22 protein-coding genes and 1 pseudogene are annotated in these 22,335 nt (G+C 35.6%); 18 read left to right on the plus strand and 5 right to left on the minus strand.

What is annotated here, in order from left to right; genetic code table 11:
• Positions 1 to 395: 395 nt before the first annotated feature.
• The 9 genes from FFM71_RS12520 (at position 396) to FFM71_RS12560 (ending at position 9,591) form a co-directional block, all read left to right on the plus strand.
• Positions 396 to 1,124 carry a GntR family transcriptional regulator gene (locus tag FFM71_RS12520; RefSeq protein WP_223876554.1) on the plus strand — a complete coding sequence of 243 codons (729 nt, stop codon included), beginning with the start codon at positions 396 to 398 and terminating at the stop codon, positions 1,122 to 1,124.
• Positions 1,125 to 1,783: 659 nt separating this feature from the next.
• Positions 1,784 to 1,969 carry a hypothetical protein gene (locus tag FFM71_RS12525; RefSeq protein ID WP_137612496.1) on the plus strand — a complete coding sequence of 62 codons (186 nt, stop codon included), beginning with the start codon at positions 1,784 to 1,786 and terminating at the stop codon, positions 1,967 to 1,969.
• Between the two features lie 491 nt (positions 1,970 to 2,460).
• Positions 2,461 to 2,949, plus strand: coding sequence for an FMN-binding protein (locus tag FFM71_RS12530; RefSeq protein ID WP_137612497.1), 489 nt, complete (start codon positions 2,461 to 2,463; stop codon positions 2,947 to 2,949).
• Between the two features lie 15 nt (positions 2,950 to 2,964).
• Positions 2,965 to 3,765 (plus strand): FAD:protein FMN transferase, encoded by an 801-nt coding sequence (locus FFM71_RS12535; protein ID WP_137612498.1) that lies wholly within the window; start codon positions 2,965 to 2,967, stop codon positions 3,763 to 3,765.
• Positions 3,743 to 5,032 carry an FAD-binding oxidoreductase gene (locus tag FFM71_RS12540; RefSeq protein WP_137612499.1) on the plus strand — a complete coding sequence of 430 codons (1,290 nt, stop codon included), beginning with the start codon at positions 3,743 to 3,745 and terminating at the stop codon, positions 5,030 to 5,032. Before FFM71_RS12535 ends, FFM71_RS12540 begins: the two co-directional genes overlap by 23 nt.
• 678 nt (positions 5,033 to 5,710) lie before the next feature.
• Positions 5,711 to 7,573: a BspA family leucine-rich repeat surface protein gene (locus FFM71_RS12545; protein ID WP_137612500.1), complete on the plus strand. Its 1,863-nt coding sequence runs from the start codon at positions 5,711 to 5,713 to the stop codon at positions 7,571 to 7,573.
• Between the two features lie 181 nt (positions 7,574 to 7,754).
• Entirely contained in the window at positions 7,755 to 8,681 is a 927-nt protein-coding gene (locus FFM71_RS12550; RefSeq protein WP_137612501.1) for a hypothetical protein, read from the plus strand.
• 23 nt (positions 8,682 to 8,704) lie between these two features.
• Positions 8,705 to 9,031, plus strand: a complete 327-nt coding sequence (locus FFM71_RS12555) for an STAS-like domain-containing protein (protein ID WP_137612502.1) — start codon at positions 8,705 to 8,707, stop codon at positions 9,029 to 9,031.
• 2 nt (positions 9,032 to 9,033) lie between these two features.
• Positions 9,034 to 9,591: a DUF5615 family PIN-like protein gene (locus FFM71_RS12560; protein WP_137612503.1), complete on the plus strand. Its 558-nt coding sequence runs from the start codon at positions 9,034 to 9,036 to the stop codon at positions 9,589 to 9,591.
• Positions 9,592 to 9,724: 133 nt separating this feature from the next.
• Here FFM71_RS12560 and FFM71_RS12565 read toward each other — a convergent pair whose 3' ends face one another.
• From FFM71_RS12565 to FFM71_RS12575, 3 genes are all read right to left on the minus strand, one after another.
• Positions 9,725 to 10,114 (minus strand): winged helix-turn-helix transcriptional regulator, encoded by a 390-nt coding sequence (locus FFM71_RS12565; RefSeq protein ID WP_306437287.1) that lies wholly within the window; start codon positions 10,112 to 10,114, stop codon positions 9,725 to 9,727.
• A gap of 50 nt (positions 10,115 to 10,164) precedes the next feature.
• Positions 10,165 to 11,244 carry an MFS transporter gene (locus FFM71_RS12570; RefSeq protein WP_373278809.1) on the minus strand — a complete coding sequence of 360 codons (1,080 nt, stop codon included), beginning with the start codon at positions 11,242 to 11,244 and terminating at the stop codon, positions 10,165 to 10,167.
• Between the two features lie 118 nt (positions 11,245 to 11,362).
• The gene (locus FFM71_RS12575) at positions 11,363 to 11,542 is read right to left on the minus strand and encodes a hypothetical protein (RefSeq protein WP_373278808.1); all 180 of its coding nucleotides are present in this window, start codon (positions 11,540 to 11,542) and stop codon (positions 11,363 to 11,365) included.
• A gap of 957 nt (positions 11,543 to 12,499) precedes the next feature.
• On the opposite strand from FFM71_RS12575, the gene FFM71_RS12580 reads away from it, so the two are divergent.
• Genes FFM71_RS12580 through FFM71_RS12590 form a run of 3 tightly spaced genes read left to right on the plus strand, consistent with a single transcriptional unit; the run spans position 12,500 to position 15,146 of the window.
• Positions 12,500 to 13,468 carry an ABC transporter substrate-binding protein gene (locus FFM71_RS12580; protein WP_137612505.1) on the plus strand — a complete coding sequence of 323 codons (969 nt, stop codon included), beginning with the start codon at positions 12,500 to 12,502 and terminating at the stop codon, positions 13,466 to 13,468.
• 24 nt (positions 13,469 to 13,492) lie between these two features.
• A complete protein-coding gene (locus FFM71_RS12585; protein ID WP_137612506.1) occupies positions 13,493 to 14,443 on the plus strand; it encodes an ABC transporter permease in 951 nt (316 codons plus the stop codon).
• The gene (locus FFM71_RS12590) at positions 14,391 to 15,146 is read left to right on the plus strand and encodes an ABC transporter ATP-binding protein (RefSeq protein ID WP_137612507.1); all 756 of its coding nucleotides are present in this window, start codon (positions 14,391 to 14,393) and stop codon (positions 15,144 to 15,146) included. Before FFM71_RS12585 ends, FFM71_RS12590 begins: the two co-directional genes overlap by 53 nt.
• Positions 15,147 to 16,302: 1,156 nt before the next feature.
• Here FFM71_RS12590 and FFM71_RS12595 read toward each other — a convergent pair.
• Positions 16,303 to 17,106: a tyrosine-protein phosphatase gene (locus tag FFM71_RS12595; protein WP_137612508.1), complete on the minus strand. Its 804-nt coding sequence runs from the start codon at positions 17,104 to 17,106 to the stop codon at positions 16,303 to 16,305.
• Positions 17,107 to 17,172: 66 nt separating this feature from the next.
• Here FFM71_RS12595 and FFM71_RS12600 point away from each other — a divergent pair, with 66 nt between their 5' ends.
• The 6 genes from FFM71_RS12600 to FFM71_RS12625 all read left to right on the plus strand — a co-directional run bounded on the left by FFM71_RS12600 (position 17,173) and on the right by FFM71_RS12625 (position 21,846).
• Positions 17,173 to 18,285, plus strand: a complete 1,113-nt coding sequence (locus FFM71_RS12600; RefSeq protein ID WP_137612509.1) for a glycerate kinase — start codon at positions 17,173 to 17,175, stop codon at positions 18,283 to 18,285.
• 79 nt (positions 18,286 to 18,364) lie between these two features.
• On the plus strand, positions 18,365 to 18,856 hold the full coding sequence (locus FFM71_RS12605) for a universal stress protein (protein WP_137612510.1): 492 nt from the start codon (positions 18,365 to 18,367) through the stop codon (positions 18,854 to 18,856).
• A gap of 388 nt (positions 18,857 to 19,244) precedes the next feature.
• The gene (locus FFM71_RS12610; protein WP_137612511.1) at positions 19,245 to 19,790 is read left to right on the plus strand and encodes a DNA-3-methyladenine glycosylase I; all 546 of its coding nucleotides are present in this window, start codon (positions 19,245 to 19,247) and stop codon (positions 19,788 to 19,790) included.
• Between the two features lie 76 nt (positions 19,791 to 19,866).
• The gene (locus FFM71_RS12615) at positions 19,867 to 20,358 is read left to right on the plus strand and encodes a hypothetical protein (protein WP_137612512.1); all 492 of its coding nucleotides are present in this window, start codon (positions 19,867 to 19,869) and stop codon (positions 20,356 to 20,358) included.
• Entirely contained in the window at positions 20,355 to 21,182 is an 828-nt protein-coding gene (locus FFM71_RS12620) for an ATP-binding cassette domain-containing protein (protein ID WP_137612513.1), read from the plus strand. The genes FFM71_RS12615 and FFM71_RS12620 overlap by 4 nt, the downstream gene beginning before the upstream one ends.
• The gene (locus tag FFM71_RS12625; RefSeq protein ID WP_137612514.1) at positions 21,172 to 21,846 is read left to right on the plus strand and encodes a hypothetical protein; all 675 of its coding nucleotides are present in this window, start codon (positions 21,172 to 21,174) and stop codon (positions 21,844 to 21,846) included. The genes FFM71_RS12620 and FFM71_RS12625 overlap by 11 nt, the downstream gene beginning before the upstream one ends.
• A gap of 338 nt (positions 21,847 to 22,184) precedes the next feature.
• On the opposite strand, the pseudogene FFM71_RS13715 reads toward FFM71_RS12625, so the two are convergent.
• Positions 22,185 to 22,335, minus strand: a pseudogene (locus FFM71_RS13715) (IS630 family transposase); the annotation flags it as partial.

Below are 22,335 nucleotides of genomic sequence, written 5' to 3' on the forward strand. Positions count from 1 at the left end.
ATCAAAACAGATTTAGGTGGAATGTCGCCTGTTCAATATCGAGAATCAACAGAATTAAAAGCTGCATAAAAAAGTGTCCAAACTTCGGGGTTCAGATCACGTGCCCGGTGGTGTAATTGCTGATGCAATAACGCCACTTTCGCAGCAAATGAATACTCTCAGCTCTTCCAACTAGTTTATTTTTATGGCAGGAACAATAAAATGAAGATCTCGTATTATTTAAATAAATTAGCTTTGTGCCTGAAATAACAATGGTTATACTAATTTTCAGCTTTCAACCTTTAGTTAAAACAAGTAAGACCAGCAATCCCAACTTGGATTACTGGTCTTACTTGCCCTAATTTACAAAAGTTGAAGATGTTTTGGCCCACGCTTTTCTGAAGGGAGATTGTTGGATGACGTTAAAAATGGATACTGGTACCTTGGTAAAAAAGATTATTGCTGAAATTCAGTCTGGAAAGCTGATGGATGATCAAAGGAAGCTGCCAACAGAGCCAGAATTAATGGAGCATTATCAAGTTACTCGTTATACTTTGCGTGAATCGTTAAAGAGACTAAGTATGATGGGATATATTTATCAGGTTCATGGAGTAGGAAATTTTGTACGACAACAACAGACGAGCAATTCCGTTTCCCTGGAGCATAATGGTGGTTTATCGGCGGAGATGGCTCGCATTGGTCGAAACCTAACGACAAAGAAGGCCGTAGAGAAAAATATTTTCGCCAAAGATGCTGAATTTTTGCCAGACACATTTAATTTTGATAATGATACCAAATTAATTGAAATTACTAGATTTCGTAATTTGGATAACGAGCCTTACGTAATGGAACACTCTTATTATTTACAATCGGTAATTGAAAAAATTCCCGAAAAAGCATTGTATGGATCATTGTTTGAGTATTTTGAGGAACAAAGTAAAATTCAAATTGGATTTATTGACCAGACAATAATGAGTGAGCCATTGCCAGAATCAGTTAGTGATTTTATGAAGCTGCCAAAGGGCTCTCCAAGTTTAGTTGTTCAAGATGAGTCTTATTTGAACACAGGACAATTACTTGCCTTCTCTAAGCAGTATTATAATTACAAATTAGCTAAGATGTTTATGGTTAAAAAAATCCATTAGTTTCGATTGTGGATGGGAAAGATTAAAATAATTTAAGAACAAGATCTAAAGGTTGAAAGTTTAATTAAGTATGCCGTTTCCAGAGCTGAGAGTATTCAATTGCTGTGTGGAACGGCTCGAGTTAAAGTGCGGTCTCGAACCTCGGTGGTGTAATTGCAGAAGCAATAACGCCACTTTCGCTGCAAATGAATACTCTCAGCTCTTCCAACTTGTTTTTTTTTAATGAAAGGAATAATAAAACAAAACTCCTGATTATTTAAATAAATTAACTATAGGCCAGTAACAACAATGGTTATATTAGTTTTTCACCTTTCAACCTTTAGAACAAGATCAATAAATACTGTTCACACATCATAAACAACTGTCCATGAACCCCATCACACCAGTGTTCATAGCAAAAATAAGTTTAAAAATAATTGAATAAGTTTTACTCTAAGAAACTTTCATAATTTATTTGATAAAATGTGAAAGTTTTTTAAGTCCCTACAGCGAGTAGAATGTAAACTTTAATTTGTTCTAAGACAATAATAGGTATTATTAGAATGAAACAACTGTATGATTTAAATCGCTGTAACCCCTGGTATGACGGGGTTGTTAAAGCATTTTTAGCATGGTACTATCAGTTATGGAAAAAGAGAAAACACTAAGGGGTGGATGTTATGACAACAAGAAACGTAAAATTCATGAAAGTAGCACTAATGGCGGTAGTGGCCATATTATTAATGATGTTGTTCGTCTCGCAAAGCCCATACATCATTCCAGCAGTTGCAATCGTCGCAATCGCATTAGCAGTTTACTCAGAAGATAGAATTTCAAAGACACATACATTTAAGTTTGTTGATTAATCAATTAACAAGAAAATATCATTTACAATGAAAACTCTCCATGATAATCCGTTGATTATTGTGGGGAGTTTTTTTGCATAAATAGAGGTTGAAAGTTTAGGTAAGTCTGCCGTATGCCGTTTCCAGAGCTGAGAGTATTCAGTTGCTGCGCGGAACGGCCCGAGCCAAAGTACGGTCTCGTACCTCGGTTGAAGCCTCGCAAAAACCGCGAGTCTTCAACGCGTCCGGTGGTGTAATTGCTAAAGCAATAACGCCACTTTCGCTGCAAATGAATACTCTCAGCTCTTCCAACTATTTTATTTTTTAATGGCAAGAACAATAAAACGAAGATCTCGGATTAGTAGTTCTTTGGCAACAATTTTTCTACGCAAACTTGAAGCAGCATTAATTAAGTAAATTACCTTTCAAAGATTATTTTTTTCGAACTTTAGTCATGAATAATTCAAATATCATCACTATACTCAAGTTTAAACAAATAAGAGGTAACGCATATGATAAAAAAAGTGGCGGGTGTGGCACTGTCATTCGGAGTGGCAGTGGCTATGGCTATTGATGGTTATATTGTCTTTTTCAAAAATCAACAATCTAGTGCTGCGTCTAATTTAAGTGAAACTAAAACAACAACTAAGGCCAAATCTGTTAGTTCCAACAAAGCACAGACTTCTTCAAGTAGTACTTCCAGCAATACGACATCTGGGAAATATAAAGATGGAACTTATACTGGAACTTCGACAAGCACTCGATGGGGCGATGTCCAAGTTGAAATTACGGTGGCAAACGGTAAATTAACGAAAATAACCGTGTTAAGTTCTCCTAATTCTGAACAAAAATCAATCGCTATTAATGAACAGGCACTTCCTACCTACAAATCAGAAGCCATTAAAGCTCAGAGTGCCAGTATTCAACAAATATCCGGTGCAACTGAAACCTACAAGGGATTCACCGGATCATTGCAAAATGCCTTAAATCAAGCTGAATAATCGAGGTGAAAGTAAATGAAAACGAATCAATATTTTTTTCCTAATCAAGTAATCGAACAAATGAATATCCCCTTTACAGTCAAGTTAGCAACAACGGATCCAGATGAAGTTGTGATGGAACAACTAAAGTTAGCCACGGATAAAATCAATCATAGATTAGTTGAAATTGATCGTGATTTTTCGCCATTTCGAACTGACTCACTGGTATCAAAATATCAACGTGGCGACCGCAATCCGATTTTGGATTCCAATGACTTTCAAATTGTCTATGGACAGGCAATTTTGGCTGAACAAATGACCGATAAAATTTTTACACCTTATTTTGATGGTAAATTTGATCCTACTGGCTTGGTCAAAGGCTGGGCAATTGAACAAACTTTTGATAAGTATTTAACGCCTTTATTGGATGATCCTAAAATTGAAGGTATTTCTCTGAATGGCGGTGGCGACATCAAATTTGCGACTAAGGTCAATTCTGAATTCTGTTGGGGTATTGGAATTGAAGACCCCGATAATCTTCAAAGGATTTTGGCAACTTATTATTTAAAAAATGGTGCAATAGCAACCTCAGGAGATAGCAAACGTGGGGAGCATATTGTCCGCCAGATTCCCAATAAGATCGAGCAAGTAACCGTTGTCGACAAAAGTTTAGTTACAGCTGATATTTGGGCAACAGTCGGTGTTTCTGCCGGATTGGACAAGTTTAGTGAATTTGTCGAAAAATATCAGCTTTCGGGAATAATAATTGACCAACATCGTTCACCAATTAATTTTAGTGAGGGGATGATTACCAATGTTGAAAAGACACCGCTATAGTTTTGGACTTTTCTGGTTAATTGCCATATTTTTGTTGCCACTGTCATTTATCCAAACTTTATCTAATGGATTACCGATAATTTATCAGAGCGAATTCCGAGCCATTTATTATGGAACAATTGCCTATGTGTGGATGCTATTTGCTATTTACTTGAGTACGAAACCCAAATGGCTTGACCGCTTGATTGGTTTGCCGGAAATGTACATGGTTCACGGAATGCTGAGCATTGCGGCAATTGTATTAGCATATTTGCACAAAGAAGGTACTGTTTCAAGTGGCTGGATTAAAACCACTGGTGACTGGTCATTTGACTTATTTCTTGGTTTGATGATTTATTCGTTAATATTTATGGCCGGCTGGTTGACGAATCGAGTTCCGATTTTGAAGCAAATTAAGCACATTTTAGAAAAAGTCTTTAAGCATGAATTATCAATTTGGATCCACCGATTAAATATTTTAGCAGTTATTTTGGCATTTATTCATGTTCAATTAATTAGTTATATTGTTGCTATTAAACCATTTATTTATTTGTTCGATGGAGCCAGTTTAATAGTATTAGTCTGTTATCTGGTAAGTAAATTTGTTCAACCTTTAACCTATCAGCAAGGAATAATTTTGTTGAATCGGACGATTGCAAAAAATGTTCAGGAGTTGAAAATTAAATTACCCCGGAGCTCTCATATGAACTTACTAGCTGGTGATTATGTTTTTCTAGCATTTCCTGATTATCCGGGTTTGCGAGAAATGCATCCGTTCTCAATTGCAAATGCTCCCAATAAGGAACGAGTAATTACGTTAGCTATTCGTGGTGACGGTGATTTTACACGTGAATTGGGACAAGTTACAACTGATTCAAGAGTTCAAATTGATGGTGGATATGGTCGTTACCAAGCATTCTTGGATGATCAACCACAAACGTCGAACATTGTTATTTTAGCGGGTGGGATTGGTGTTACACCATTACTATCGACAATTGATGCCAATATTGACCGTAATTTGAAAATTTTTTATACCGCGCATAAACAAGATGATTTATTGTATTTGGAACGCTTTGATCATTGGCAGCAACGTCCTAATATTGATTGTCAATTACAAGTTGGCCGCTTTAAAGATGTTCAGGTTTTAACACAATTGCCAAAGGATTGGCAGAAGAATACCGTCTTCTTAATAGGTGGTCCGAGTTCGATGATGCATCATTGGATTAAAGTGTTGAAACAAAATGGTGCTGGAAATGGGCAGATTTATTTTGAAGAGTTTAGTTGGTAATTGATGATAAGAAAATAGAAGTTATTTTTCACCTGAAAATATTTCATTAAGTGAAAATAACTTCTTTTTTATGGTTCCTAATTAAAGATTGAAAGTATGCCATTTCCAGAGCTGAGAGTATTCAATTGCTGCGCGGAACGGTCCGAGCCTGGGAAGCGGTCTCGAACCCCGGTTGAAGCCTCGCAAAAACCGCGAGTCTTCAACGCGCCCGGTGGTGTAATTGCTGAAGCAATTACACCACTTTCGCTGCAAATGAATACTCTCAGCTCTTCCAACTTGTTGTTTTTTTTAATGAAAGGAATAATAAAACAAAACTCCTGATTATTTAAATAAATTAACTATAGGCCAGTAACAACAATGGTTATATTTGTTTTTCACCTTTCAACCTTTAGTTATTTAAATAAATTGAATTTAGGACTGTCACAGCAATATTTATATCACCTTTCACCTTTCAACCTTCAGGTTCCTAATTGAACAATGATACGACAGCAGATTTTTGTCCATATGACCAAACTTGAGTTGGTTGTTTGAGTGGTGAATATTTGATGCCAAATTGATTATAAATATATTCATAATCAGTAATTTCACATGTATATAATTGAGACAAAATTTCTCATTTCTGATGATATTGTTATTTTGAGAAAGAAGGCTCTAAGTATATAAACGAAGGTGAAGATTATGAGAAAACAACTTATTTCATTGGGGACATCTATATTATTTGCTACTTTGACTATAGGAATTGGTCCTACAGTGATTCATGCCGCTACTGAACCTGTAGTCAGTGAAACAAATAAAGTGGCAGCTGCTGAAAATGAAGTAATAGCTAATGGTAATGATGGCGAGGCTCAGTGGTCCTTAACGTCAGATGGAACTTTGCATATTTCGGGGGGAGAGGTTTCTGCTGATGGATCGTCATTTGCAGCTTCGATGGATGATGATTTAAAGCCAACGGTGACAAAAGTATCCTTTGAGGGACATGTAATTGCACAGAACAGTACGACTCAATTCTTTGAAGGATTTAAAAATATTGTTGAGATAGATGGTTTAGAAAATTTTGATACCAACGGAACCACCGATATGTCCAGAATGTTTCAAAATCTTACGAAGTTAAAAACGGTTGATTTGAATAAATTGAATGTTAGCCATGTTACTAATATAAGCAATATATTTCTTAATTCCGGCTTAGAATCAATCGATATTTCTGACTGGGATGTTTCTAGTTTAAAGAATGTAAATAATTTATTTTATGATATGCCAGATTTAACTTCCGTTAAGATGTTTAAAGACTTTAAGAATATTAGTTCGGTAAGTGGGATGTTTCAAAAGTCTAAAATCAAGAATTTGGATGTATCCGATTGGGATATGAGCAATATTAAGGATGCCTCAATGATGTTTGCAGAATCTAGTATTGAGACCTTAAATGTGTCCGGTTGGAATTTGGAAAATGCCAATAATTTGGTTTGGATGTTTGCAAAAATGCCCAAATTAACTTCAATAAATGTCTCAAATTGGCATTTGCCCAATGATGTTAGTATGGATGCAATGTTTTCCGGAGATACATCATTGAAACAATTAGATTTAAGTACTTGGCATAATATTGGGAGTTCTTTTGAAAGTGGATTAAATAATACTGGTATTACACAATTGAAAGTTTCAGCTGATACTGAACTAGCCAATTCATACTTTGGTACAACAGAAGATGAAGAGGGCGATATTATAGTTGATGAAGAAGGGGTTCCAGTATATTCAGGTTACTTAATTAAAGTTGGTGCTTCTGACACTGAATTAATTGCCGCTAAAGATTTCACTAATGGAGCTCAGGGAACATATAACTATGTCGATCCATCCGAAATTACTGCTAAAGCAACAATTGAAAGTAATCGAGGAGACCAAATAATTGACGTAGCAGTTAGTGGAGATTTAACTCAAGAATTCGATGTGATCGTACCGACAATTAGCGGTGCAACAACAGATAAAGAAAAGGTTAAAGGCAAATTAGTAGCTACAACGGATGAAGCAGGAAATACTGTCTATACGGTTTTAATCAATGATCCAAAAGGTGCAGGATATGTTACGTACACTGGTGGTGATTCAGGAAATGCCGGTGGTGGCTCTAATAGTTCCAACAAGCCCGAAGTAACAAATGCCAAAAGATTAGTTTCAGTACATGCCGATAAAGGGGAAGCAAAACTTTATCAACTAAATACTGAACAGGTGAACGGCCGAGCTTTAGCCAGTGGCAGTGATTGGTATAGCGACCAGCAGATGGTTAAAAATGGTGAAACATATTATCGTGTGGCAACCAATGAATGGGTTAAGGCAAGTGACGCTTATGTTTACGAAAGCCACAGTGGGGTAGTTGTTACAGGTAGTGATAACTATCAAACACTAACAAATTCACGTGGAAAGATAGTAAGTGACCGTGCTCTAGCAGCTAATTCAGCATGGAGAATTGATAGATTGGCTTATATTAATGGTGACCAATATTATCGTGTGGCAACCAATGAATTTGTTCCAATTGATAGTGTTTCAAAACTTTAAATAATTGGAACGGACGTATTTTGATTTTTTATCAAATTTAAAAATAATGTTGGCTGATTGAAAATGTCAGTTAACATTATTTTTTTGCCTAATATTTAATTATTTGTTAATGAGTTTTAAAATTGATATACGAACATATGTACGATAAAATGTAATAAATCATAATGAAGGATGGGGACAAATGAGTAATTCAAATGAAGCATACATTAAAATTCCTAGGTCTTTTACGATGGAATATTCACAAATAAATTCAATCTTGAATCAATTAGCTCGCATAGAAGACAGCAATGTTAATGCGATTGGTTTAGATTTTACAGTTACAAGTTTTTTTAGTGCAGAGTTATCAACCTTTTTGGGAATTATCATTCAATATTTACAAGGTCGAGGATATAAACTATTCACTATAAATTTGAAAACGGATTCTAAAGTTGGAAAAATTTTATCAAAAAATGAATTTCTTAAGTTAATCATGGATAGAGATCCAATTAGAGATACATATAATTCGACTATAAAGTATGTAAAGGTTAATTCTGATAATATTAATTCTATAAATAGTTATTTGGAGAATAATTTTATTCCTAAATTTGAAAGTACGGTACGTATTAACGATTTGAATAGAGAGCTAGAAGAATCATTTAAGGATTCCATATTTGAGTTCTCCGATAATATTAGTGCACATTCTCATTCAAAATATTTGTATATGTGCGGACAATATTTTCATAATAATAAGGAATTAAAGATGGCCATTGCAGATATGGGTATTACAATCCCAAGAAATTTAAGAGAGCACCAAGTTTTGTTAGATAAAGTTGGAGATGAAGAATATATTAATTGGGCCATGCAAAAAGGAAATTCTACCAAAGAAATTCCACAAAGTGGAATGGGATTGAATGAAATTAAAGAGGCTATGAAAAGATTAGGACATATGACTATAGTATCTAATCGAGGATATTGGAAACAAAATTATGATGGTACAATACAAAAGAAACTATTGTCTGAGCCCTTTCCGGGGACTTTGTTACATATGAATATATTATTAGACAAAAGCAATTATTATGAGAATGATATTTTAAATATTTTCGAAAATAACGATGAGTTAGTATTCTGATTTCTGAATTAGGAGAGTACATTATGGATAAAAAAATAATTGTAAAAGATATTATAGAAAGTCCTCTGGCCGTTAATACTAAGCAGGGGAAAAAGGTTTTTGAAATTATAAAACGAGAACTTGATAAAAAAAATACAGTGGATGTTGACTTTAGTGGGTTAACAACTATTACCACGGCTTTCTTGAATTTATCGATTGGTAAGCTATATAGCTTGGATGAACCAAGTGAATTGAATAAGCGTGTAAAGATATTAAGCGATTCTTTAACTATATTTCAAAAGCAAAAGATTCAAAGAGTAATGGAAAATGCTAAAATAAAAATTTCTGATGAGGAATTAAATGAGGGTTAAAGATGACTCAATTCGGGACTTTTAAACTGCAAAAAAATTCGAAACTGAACAACGGTAATTATTTACTGGATACTAATATTTTTTTGTATTTATTAAATGATATTCAACAGAAAAATGATCCTGGTTATTCAGATATTATTTACAATTCTACGAATTCAACGGATGTAAACTTTTTTGTTGATATTTATATAATTTCTGAGTTTATAAATCGAAATTTGAGAAATTCTGGCTATGCATATGCTAGAAGAAATAATGTTACTAATTACAATTACAAAAGGGATTATAGAAGTACAATGGATTTTGAAACTACGTATAAATATAGTTTGGATATGGTGAAAAATGACATATTGACCTTATGCGGTATGTCTAAAGTACTTAACTATGATTACCTGATGAACGCCATATATAATCCCCAAGCTAAGGATTTTAATGACCAATTAATAATTAATGATGCAATTCAAAATGATCTTATAATAATTACACATGACAGAGATTATTTGAGGTTAAAAAGTGAGAATCCAGAGATACCTTCAATCTATACTTTAGGAAAACTAAAGTAGGATGATAATGGGAATTACACCAAAAAATAAAAAAAATGAATGTTGAGGACGTTAAAAGAATTGAAAATCCTTGGATACAAAAAATAGGTTCAGTAATCTGATTATGATTACTGAACCTATTTGATGATAAAAATTAATCTGCGTATGGTAAGGCATTATTGGACACATCTTCTTTATTCAAGAGAATAATATTTTCACCTTTTTCTCTGCGCATTTCAATATCATTTTCCCCCCAAACACAAAGTGCTTCCAGAATTTTATTCAAAGAGTGACCGTAATCAGTCAATGAATATTCAACCTTGGGTGGGATTTGATTGTAAACTTTACGGACAATAATGCCGTCATCTTCCAATTCACGAAGTTGTTGTGTCAGCATTTTTTGAGTGATGTTTGGGATGGCACGACGTAATTCACCGGTGCGCATTGTACCATGCTTTAAATGGCAGAGAATGATCGGTTTCCATTTTCCACCAATTATTCGCATAGTTGCCTCAACACCAATATTATAAATAGCCTGCTTCACGTGTTACACCTCCATGTTCAGTAAATGTATCTTAACATCACTAATTAGTCTTAGCAATTTTCTAAGTCTAAATCCTTTGAATCAACCGTGGAACCTTCCATTCTCATCAGTACCCAAATGAGTATGATACTGGCAATCAACATAACTATACCAATAAATGGTGTGTTTAAAAGTTGATGATGAGAAACTGCAATTCCGCCGGCAGTTGAAGCAAATGAGATACCGACATTGAATGCTGAAATATTCAAAGCTGATGCTAAAGGAACTTCATTAGGAGTATACTTTTCTGCCAATTGGACGATATATAGTTGTAAACCAGGTACATTCATAAAGGCAAAGACACCTAACAATAAAACAGCTAACAATCCAAGAAAATGTAAGTTGATCGTGGCTCTAATAACTAACAAAGAAACACCTAGACCAATAAACATTCCCATCAGAGCACGTAATGGATTTTTGTTAGCCCAACGTCCTCCAAGAGTATTACCGATAGCTACAGCTACACCATAAAAAATCAAGATGATAACAATAGCACTTTCAGACCAACCCATGTTCTTGTTCAAAATAGTTGTGAGATAGGTATAAACGGGGAAAGTTGCTCCGTAACCTAAGGCTGTGATAACTAAGATCAATAGTAATTGTGGTTGCTTGATAATGCGCCAAATACCCTTAACATTAGTTGGCTTTGGCAATGGTAATTCGTTTGGTACAAGGATGGCATTACTGATAAGTCCAACCAATCCCAAAGTAACTAGAAAAGCAAACGACATTCTCCATCCCAGAGTTTGACCGATGAAAGTTCCAATGGGAACACCAGTAATAGTTGCCACAGTCAAACCTGTAAACATGACTGCAATAGCTGAAGCACGCTTGTTTGGAGCAACAACATCAGCTGCAATCAAGGATGCAATCGTCATGAAAATTCCGTGTGATAAAGCAGCAATGACACGGCCAGCCAATAAGATAGCAAAGGTTGGCGCTAGAGTAGATAAAAGATTTCCGATGATAAAACTGACCATGATACTAATCAATAATTTTTTCCGATTCCAGCGATTAGTAACTAAAGCCAGAACTGGTGCGCCAAACATGACTCCCAAGGAAGGCTGCTGAAAAACTCCTGAATTTTTAATTTTAAAAAATCAATTCCCATAAAACAGTTATTATTGAGTACAAAAGTGGGTGAAATTACCCAAAATAGTGCTTCAAATAAAACGAAAATGGTGGATTAAATTTCTCTAATTTAGTTTTTCAGCAGCCTCCTCCCAAGGCGTAGATAGAAACGGTCAGACCACCTTGAGAAAGTGAAATGCCAAAGGTTCTTGTTAACAATGGCATAATTCCGACACTGATAAATTCAGTGGATCCAATTGCAAAAGCACTAATTGCTAATGACAGTAAAATCCAATTTGGAGATATTTTTTTGTTCATATTATTTTCGCCCCTTAAGTAAAATTTGAGTATGTGTAACATTATATTGGGTTAGAACAAATAAACAATTACGTACTTTAAAGTGCAGTAGGGACTAAAAAGTACCTGTTAACTGGAGGCGATAAAATCAATTAATTTAAGTATGCCGTTTCCAGAGCTGAGAGTATTCAATTGCTGCGCGGAACGGCCCGAGCCAAAAGGTGGTCTCGGACCTCGGTTGAAGACTCGCGGGTTTTCCAACTAGTTTTTTTTAAGGGCAGGAGCAATAAAATAAAAAATAAAAACTTCTGATTATTTAAATAAATTTGTTTGTGCCTGTAACAATAATGGTTATATTAGTTTTTCGCCTTTCGACCTTTAGTAAACCAACCTAAGGCATTTCCTAAATGAAATTTATGCAAATAATTTAATAAGTATATGCAGTTGGAAAATCTGAGGAATATTTGCGTACAGTTGAAGTGCTGTTAGGATTTTACTATTACAACACCGGACGGGTCTGCGGTAAGTATTAAAAACGAGAATCAAGACTGTTTTTCAGACTCGGATTGGAACGCACAACCAGTGAATATTTCTCAGTTCTGGAGACGGCATATTCAATTAAATTAAATATTTCTAATAAAATTATTGACATATTAATTTTTGAATGGTTAACTAGTCATTGTAAATTGAAAACGAGAGGAACTTTATTATGAAAACAATTAATGAGCTTAACTCACATTTAAATAATCAATTTGCCTTTAGCTTTTTCTTTAGATAGCGTTTGTATCCGGTCATTGGATACGAACGCGTACGTGTTCGTATCTATCGATTGGCTAAAGCTTTTAAGCATGTCATTTAAAGCCAGATAGATACAGGGTTGAATCTATCTGGAGAAAATATTTGGGCCCAATTATTTAGCCAGTTAGATTCGTATCCGAATCTAACTGGCTTTTTTTATACTTTTGGGAGGGTATTTTCATGAAAAAAACATTAATCGGATTATTAACAATTACAATGGCAGCTATTTTATTAGTTGGCTGCTCTAATAAAACTTCAGCATCAAGCAAGGATCTGAACGTGGGTATTTTACAAATCGTACCTCATGGTTCACTTGATGCAGCTAGAAAAGGATTCAAATCAGAACTTAATAAAGAGGTCAAAGAGCACGATAAATCAATCAAAATTAATTACAATTATCAAAATGCTCAAGGTGATCAATCGAATTTAAATTCAATGGCACAACAATTGACACAAAAAAAGAGTGATTTGATTTTGGGAATCGCTACACCATCAGCACAGGCTTTAGCTAAGAAGACTAAAACAACACCAATCGTGGTCACAGCTGTTACCAATCTTAAAAGCGCTGGACTAGTTAAAAATGACAAGAAGCCTGGCACCAATGTCACGGGTACGAAGGATCTTGGACCAGTTGATAAGCAGGTTAAGTTATTGACAACTATGACAAAGAACAACAAACCAATTGGTGTTTTGTACAACTCATCCGAAGAAAATTCTGTTTTGCAAATTAAAATGGTTAAAAAATATGCTAAGAATCATAATTTGAAATTAAACATCGTCAGTGTCACAAGTACTAATGATGTTGCCAGTGCTTTATCAGGATTGGCTGGAAAAGTTTCTGGTATTTATATTCCAACTGATAATTTGATGGCAAGTTCCATGAAAACTGTTGGTAAAAAAGCTCGTGAAGCTAAATTACCAGTTGTTACCGGCTCAATTGAAATGGCTGAAGATGGTGGAACAGCAACATATGGAATCAATTACAACGACCTTGGTAAACAGACAGCAAAAATGGCTTACAAGATTTTAATCGACAAAAAGAAGCCTCAAGATATGCCTGTTGAAACATCGCATACATTGAGACTATACGTAAACAAGGCTAATGCCAAAGCAATTGGTGTTAATCCTGATCAAATTCAAAAGCCATAGTTAGAAATTTTTGGAGGTAAAAATATGCTTATATCTAGTCTTGGACAAGGATTACTGTGGGCGCCTTTAGCAATTGGTGTCTTCATCACATTTAGAATCTTAGATATTCCTGATTTGACGACTGAAGGAAGTTTTCCCTTTGGGGCTGCCGTAGCAGTTAGCTTGATGTTAAAAGGTCAATCAGCCATCACCGCCGCATTAGCAGGATTTATCGCTGGATGTTTGGCAGGACTGATAACTGGGATTCTGGATACCAAGTTACATATCCCTTCACTTTTAGCCGGAATTTTAACAATGACTGGTTTGTACTCTATCAATATGCACATCATGGGCAAATCTAACGTGCCACTACTGAATGAAAAAGTTTTGACCGAATATTTACCAGCTGGCTGGAGCTTGGAAATACAAACAATCGTGTTGGGATTAATTGTTACCGTTATCGTTGTCACAATTTTATATTTAATGTTCAAAACTAGATTGGGCTTATCATTGATGGCAACGGGTAACAACAAGAATATGTCTGCTGCTAATGGTATCAATACCGATGGAATGATTATCTTTGGCTATATGATTTCCAATGGGTTTATCGCTTTGTCAGGTGCCTTGATTGCTCAAAGTAATGGTTATGCTGATATTGGAATGGGGATTGGAACCATCGTAATCGGATTAGCATCAGTTCTAGTGGGAGAGATTTTCTTACGTGGACACAATATTTTGACCAGATTAATCGCCATGGTCGTTGGAGCAATTGTTTATCGACTACTCCTAACAGTTGCCATGGGATTAGGATTCCCACCAGATGATTTGAAAATCTTATCCGCGGTAATTTTAATAATCGTAATCTGTGTGCCAATCATTCAAACAAGAATTAGAACTAAACGTCAATTGAAGAAATATTTAGAACAAATGGAGGACAAGACTGATGAAGGTATTACAAGTGAAACACCTACAAAAGGTATTCTTTCCCGGAACTGATAATGAACGCCATGTATTGAAAAATATTAATTTAGAAGTAGATGAAGGCGACTTTATTTCCGTGATAGGTAACAATGGTGCTGGGAAATCAACTTTGTTAAATACCATTGCTGGGACCTTGCATGCGGATGCTGGAGAAATCGACTTGGCCTCACATAATGTTTCTAAAAAATCAATTGCGTACCGTTCTCGTTGGATGTCACGAGTATTCCAAGATCCTAAAATGGGTACGGCCGGAGACCTGACAGTTATGCAAAATTTAGTTTTAGCTCAAAGCCACACCAATACCATTAACTTGAAGTGGTATCAACGAAAAGGTGACGTCGAAGAGTATCAAGAATTGCTCAAGACATTAAATATGGGACTTGAAAATTTCATGGATACACAAGTTAAATATCTTTCAGGTGGTCAAAGACAGGCATTATCATTGTTGATGGCAACTTTAAGTAAGCCAAAGTTGTTATTGCTAGATGAACATACTGCGGCACTCGATCCGAAAACCAGTCAAGAAGTTATGAAGATAACAAATGAAATGGTTCAAAAAGAACATTTAACAACCATGATGATCACACATAAAATGTCGGATGCATTGAAGTATGGCAATCGCTTGGTTATGGTTCAAGATGGTCAAATTAAGTTAGATGTTAAAGGCGATAAAAAGGATAGTCTGGATACAGCTCAATTGTTGCAAGCGTTCGAATAAATTGTTTGTGCCGGACTTTTGGTACTGTCAAAACGGAAGTAATATCAATTTTCATCTTTCAGTTAAGAAACTAAAGTTTGAAAGTTTAGGTAAGTATGCCGTATGCCGTTTCCAGAGCTGAGAGTATTCAATTGCTGCGCGGAACGGCCCGAGCCAGAAAGCGGTCTCGAGCCTCGGTTGAAGCCTCGCAAAACCCGCGAGTCTTCAACACGCCCGGTGGTGTAATTGCTAAAGCAATAACGCCACTTTCGCTGCAAATGAATACTCTCAGCTCTTCCAACTAGTTTATTTTTTTATAGCAGGAACAGTAAAATGAAGATTTCTGATTATTTAAATAAATTAGTTCTAGGTCTGTAGCAACGATAGTTATATTGATTGTTCAACTCTCAACCTTTGGTTATAAAATTTAAAGGTTGAAAGGGTAAGTTAGTTATGCCGTTTCTAGAGCTGAAAGTATTCATATGCTGCGCGGTACGATTCGAGCCAAAAAGCGGTCTCGAATCTCGGTTGAAGCCTCGCAAAAACCCGCAATTTTTCAACACGTCCGGTGGTGTAATTGCTAAAGCAATAACGCCACTTTCGCTGCAAATGAATACTCTCAGCTCTTCCAACTAGTTTATTTTTTTATAGCAGGAACAGTAAAATGAAGACTTCTGATTATTTAAATAAATTAGCTCTATGCCTTTAACAACAATGGCTATATTAATTTTTCACTTTTCAACCTTTAGTTAAAAAATAAAAAGGCCAGTTACTGAAGTAGGATTCAGTAACTGGTCTTTAATTGTATAACCCATTTATCAGGGGGGAAGGATGGATTACAACTTGTTCTTTTTGAATGAGAACCATTCTATATCTATTTTTTATATGAAGATTAACTTTATAGGGGGGATAAGTTAAAGGTTTTTGGCTTCCTTTAACTTATGTATACATCATAACTAGAAAATGTGAAGAAATTATGATGCCAATGTTCCGAAAATGAGAATTTTATTTATTTTTTTATTTCCGGTTGAGATATAGAGTTGCTGTGAGGGTCCTTCCGACTAGTTTTTCTGTTTTATTAGACAGAATAATTTCTGATGAATTTGAATTTTTGATTATCGGTAAATTACATAAAACAGTTATATCGCTGACAACGGGAGACGGCAAAACAACAAAACTATTCTAGGTAAATCTTCTTCAATGACTCGATTTCAGAAGAGCTAACTTTCAATTCGTTTTTGATATACTTATCAATGTTTCCATAAGTTTTATCAATAGTTTTAATAGCAGTGGCTAAGTAATTATAATGAACAGTCATTAGATCTTTAACAGAATTGATAACGTCAGGGTCTTTGTAACCTTTAGAATCCAACAATCCTAAGAGATCATCAACGAAGTCTTTGTTAGCGACGTTAGTCAAAAGATAATCTTCCTTGATTGTTTCAAAAGGAACGCCCAAGGCTGTGAGTAAGAAGACTGCACCCATACCAGTTCGATCTTTACCGGCACTACAGTGGAAAATCAAAACTTCGTTATCGTTCTTATTTAGTAATAATTGGTTAAAGAATTTCCGATAAGCAGCTTTTGAAGTATCCATTGTGATAATATCACGGTAAACATCAACCATATGTGCATATCCATCGGTGGGATCACCATCAATTTCAGGAATGTAGCTGTCACTTTGGACTTCAGATGCCTTAGTTTCATCTTCAGCAAAAACTGGTGCCCAGACGTAACGTACGCCTTCAGGTCGTTTGTCAGGCTTCTTGTCGATTTCTTGTTTTGAACGGAAATCCACATCGATCTTCAAACCATAGTCCTTCAAATATTGAAGGTCTTTGTCAGTCAAGTCAGCCAATCCAGCTGATCTCAAAATTTTGTGATATTTAACCGTTCTGCCATCGGTTGTTTGATAGCCGCCAAGTTCACGGAAATTAACACCTTTTTCAAGGTTTAAAACACGTTCATTATCGTTAGCCATTCTTATTTACCTCGGTTGTTTTTTTCTACGTACCCATTATAACAAAAAGAAAGAGTTATCCTTATTATGAAGTTCATTATTGCACCCGGAAAATACAGTAATCATGTTAGCTCGGAAAAAATCGGTCAAGCTATTTATAGTGGAATATTACATGCCTTGCCAAATGCTGAGATTGCGACCATGCCTGTAACGGACAGCAAGTATGGAATGCCAGCCTTGGTTGAACACACAATTGGTGGTCACTGGAGTGAACTGCCGTTTTTTGATGCATTTTGGACTAGTAAAATGGGACGTTATCTTATTACTAATATCGACAGTCAAGATACCGCTATTATTGATTCAGAACAAGTCGTAGGAGTAGATTTAGCAAAAAATAAATCACGTGATCAGTTGTTTCATGCAACTAGTTATGGTATCGGTGAACTAATTGTTGATGCTGTGACGAGTGGAATTCGCAATATTGTCCTTTGTTTGGGAAAGACAGCAGTGGCAGATGGTGGCCTAGGGGTCTTACAAGCGTTAGGGGCTAAGATTTATGATGAGTCTGGGTCATTGATACCAGAAGGCGAAAACCCGCTGATAAACGTTAATAGAATTGATCTGGAAGATGTCTATGAATTGTTGGGAAAAAGAACCAGAATAAATGTTCTGTTAAATTTTTCGAGTTCTAATAAGCTCAGTGATACTGTAGAGTATTTAAATGCAGCACAGGAAAGTTTTTTGGAAGATAATTTAGTTTATATTACCGAAAAAATGAATCAGAAGTATAATTTAGATATACACCCGATGCCACATTCGGATTCAATTAAGACATTGGCTGGGGCGTTTGCAATGATTAATGCACGGATTTCACGCTCGTCATTTGAGTGGGTTGCCAAAGTTACTGGGATGAATGAAACAATACGTTCAGCAGATATACTGATAACAGCCACTGATAAAATTTCTGGAGATTCGATGCAGGATGATATTTTGTATCATTTAAGTCGAATTGCAGGATCGGAAAAAATTCCAACATTTGTTTTGTGTAATAATTTTGTCGATAATTTTAATAATTATGAACAACTATTCACAGGAATATTTTCCACTCAAATGACGGAATATGACGATGAAATCACAATTTTTGAAAACTATGAATCCGTGGCGAATCAATTAACACGAACTCTTTTGGCTTTTAAATAGTTATTTTATTGAATAATATATATGAATGCATTAATCTTAAAACAAAGGATTTTCAATAAGTGCATTGGAGGATTGAATTATGGAACAAGATTATAAGAGAATTTTGGTTCCGGTAGATGGATCAAATGAAGCAGAAATGGCTTTTAAAAAAGCTATCACAGTTGCCAAGATGAACGGTGGTCACATCGACGTTTTGACGGTGCTAGATACAAAACAATTCATCGGTTTACATGGTGGAATGCTTAACGGGGACGTTATTTACCAACTATCCGAAGATGCCCAAAAATATCTTAACGAATTAAAAGAGGGCGCCGTTAAGGATGGCTTTAAAGAAGACGAAATTGATATTCACGTTCGTTTTGGTGAACCAAAGACAGTTATTTCTCAAGAATTTATCGAAGAATACAAGAATGATTTGATCATGATTGGATCAACAGGTATGAATGCAGTTACAAGATTGCTAGTAGGTTCAGTTTCTGAATATGTTACAAGAAATGCTAGAACCGATGTTATTATCGTTAGAACAGATATTGATAATAAGAAGTTGGTAGATAAGAAACATAAGAAGTAGAGAGGAAGAAAGAGAGTGGAACAAGCCCGGGAATTTCCGAGCATTTTCGTAGTTCTGCGGATTGCACGCTGAACTTTGCGGGCGATTTGCAGAACTATGAAAAGCGGAAGAAATTGGCTTGTGGAACTCGTTTTAGAGCCACTGCCTATATAACAGAGGTCTAAAACCCACTGTCTATATAAACAGAGGTCTAAAACCCGCTGCCCATATAAACAGAGGTCTAAAACCCACTGCCTATATAAACAGAGATCTAAAACCCACTGCAATATATATATATCCACCAAATTTCAGCTCTATAATATAAATACGTAGTAAATACGAATTAAATAAGAAAAACAAAATAAAAAAATGCTGGCTCATGCCAGCTTTTTTGTTGGGAGAAAACAATATGAGATGTGAATGGGCCAATAGTTCAGAAGAAATGCAGTCCTACCATGATAACGAGTGGGGCACGCCAAATCATGATGAACGTTATTTTTTTGAAATGTTAACACTAGAGGCCGCTCAAGCAGGATTATCGTGGGCAACAATTATCAAACGCCGTCAAACATATCGTTTAGCGTATGATAATTTTGACGTTGATAAAGTTTCTGCCTACAATCAAACAAAAAGGGATGCGCTACTTGAAGACAAAGGAATCATCCGTAATCGTCTAAAAGTAGATTCATCAATCAACAATGCCAAGTTAATTCAAGAAATGCATCAACGTGGTGAAAATTTTTTTGAATATATTTGGAATTTTGTTGATAATAAACCAATAATTAATCATTATAAAGATATGAGTGAAATGCCTGCTCAAACAGAACTGTCGCAAAAAATCAGTAAAGATTTAAAAAAACGCGGCTTTAGATTCGTTGGGCCGACAATAATTTATTCATTTTTGCAGGCAGTAGGCGTAATCAACGACCATGTAGATTCCTGTGAATTCAAGTAGGAATCAGTATAATGGTATTGTAAGTTATGAATTTGAAAACTAAACAAGCAACCTTTAGCAATAACGGAGGAGAATTATGAATTCTGAAACTATTAGTAAATTAGCTGAGAAGCTATATGAAGATCGTAATAACATTGAAGAAAAATCCCAAACATTTGAGGCTCAAGCAGTCTATGATATTTTGGACTCACTAGAAGTCTTGAGAAAACCTATCAAAGAATACTTTGATATGACTGAAGACGACTATTATCAAAATGAATCAGATCACCGTTTGACTTTACAAAAGCCAACTCAAAAATTGAGTGAATTGCATGATCGTGTCCAAGTAAATCACGTTGATGGTTCTTTGGATGCTCACGAAATCAACTTTACTTATAACCATGAAGATCCATACGCTGACGGAGACTACAAAGTTAAGACTGATCTTAATTTGGTCAGCTTTGCATTCACCGTTATCGGCGCTGTTTATGACAACACAATTGTCGCTGATGTCAGAAACTCACTATCAAAAGATGCCATCCTTTCAATCGGACTAGCAGCACACGCTATTGAGGCTTGGCAAAAATGAAATTAATATCAGTCAATGATTTATCATTGCAAAACAATGGCTACTTTGCATTCAAGCATGTAGCTTTTTCTTTATCCCAAAACGAAATAATCGGTATCAACGGCGACAATGGCAGTGGAAAAACGCAACTTTTAGAGGCAATTGCCAATTACCAAACACCAGATAGTGGCACGATCGAATATACTCCTGGAGTTAGAATTGGCTATCTGCCACAAGCTAATCCCCAAGTTGTTGATCAAACTGTTACCAAGTATTTGGAAGATATCCGTAAAATTTCGAAAAATTTAGCTGTTAGAAAAGAACAGTTACAAGGGATGATTACGTTTCTGGGTGTAAGTCCATATTTGAATCAACCAGTCCGCCAATTATCCATCGGTTTGAGAAGACGCGTTGATTTTTTGGCAGCAGTTGCTGGACATCCCAATGTGTTGTTATTGGATGAGCCATTTGCGTTTCAATCTAACAAGACAATCAAGAATATGCTGAGTTTAATGCAAGATTTGAAGAAGAATGGCTCGGGCATTATTTTGAGTGCGACGAGTTTTGACAAAGAGATCAGTCAGTATTTGGATACCGATTATTTTTTGGCAGATAATAAAATGACGAAAATTGAATCGACGACTAATAAAGAACTGAAATGTCAGTTGATTTTTAGCGTTCATCCCAATTCGGTGGCAGTTACTTCAGATATTGAACGTTATATTGCTTCGAATCTCCATAATACTGTTAAGCTAGATATTCCTTTGGCATTGAAAGATGCTATGGTTGAGAAGATGACGCGACTTAACTATCGTCTGGAGGAGGTTTTACGAGATGAAAGTTAGAATCTTATTGAAAAGTTATCTGCAATTAATTTTTCAAGACTTCTGGTATTTGACGATGCTCTTTGCCATTATCGTTTTCGGACTGACCGCTGATCATTTACTTGATATCGATCCAATTAAAAAATACAGTCTATTGCTGATAGGAAGCTTTTTCTTGTCGCTGTTTGCTACGATGAATCTTTATCACAATGACAGCCATCAGAACAAGTATTTAAAGCAAAAAGTTGCCAGCTATTGGGCCGATACATTGAGTCAATTTTTGGTGGCATTGATTATAAATATTTTTTCAGGGATCTTGATTTTTATTTTCAGTCTAATCTTGAATCGTAATGTTTTATTGGATACGGTAGGGATTTTGACGTTAATTGCGGTTGGTTTCTTAGGAAGTTCAATTGCAACGTTATTTAAAACCCAATGGAATAGGCACACGAGTCTTGGACAGGTCGGCGTTTTGGTGTTCGTTTACTTGGCATTATCAGGAAGTGTGATTGATTTATTGAGTTATGTGGAATGGGTATTGCCTCCGTTATCAAAAATAATAGTAACTTTACAGAGTAAACCATCTATACCACAGTTGTTGCCGATTACAGGCCAAACATTTTTATATGGACTAGTTTTATTCGCAATTAGCAGTTTGATTTATCTTCCAAAAAAAATGCATTAAAGTGTTGCAATGAGGTAGGCTTTTCTGTTTTAATATTTTGATGGCTTACAGTTGAAAAATATCTTTTTATGTGGCCATATCCAGATTTTAAATAAAATACAGCTAAAGGTTGAAAGTTTAGGTAAGTATGCCGTTTCCAGAGCTGAGAGTATTCAATTGCTGCGCGGAACGGCTCGAGCCAGAAAGCGGTCTCGAACCTCGGTTGAAGCCTCGCAAAACCCGCGAGTCTCCAACACGCCCGGTGGTGTAAGGACTAAAGTCCTAACGCCACTTTCGCTGCAAATGAATACTCTCAGCTCTTCCAACTAGTGGAGCGTAGCTCTCATGTTTATATTTAATCAACCTTCAAGTTTTGGATAAAGTGAATGTAATTTTATACGTGCATCTGCAGTTGTGAATTGCCAATCTATTGATAAATTTTTAGCATTACGTTCACTACACCATGCTGCTACTTCTTGTTTTAATTGTTCCATTTCTGGAATTCGCCTG

This window comes from Companilactobacillus huachuanensis, from assembly GCF_005404815.1.
GTDB lineage: Bacteria > Bacillota > Bacilli > Lactobacillales > Lactobacillaceae > Companilactobacillus > Companilactobacillus huachuanensis.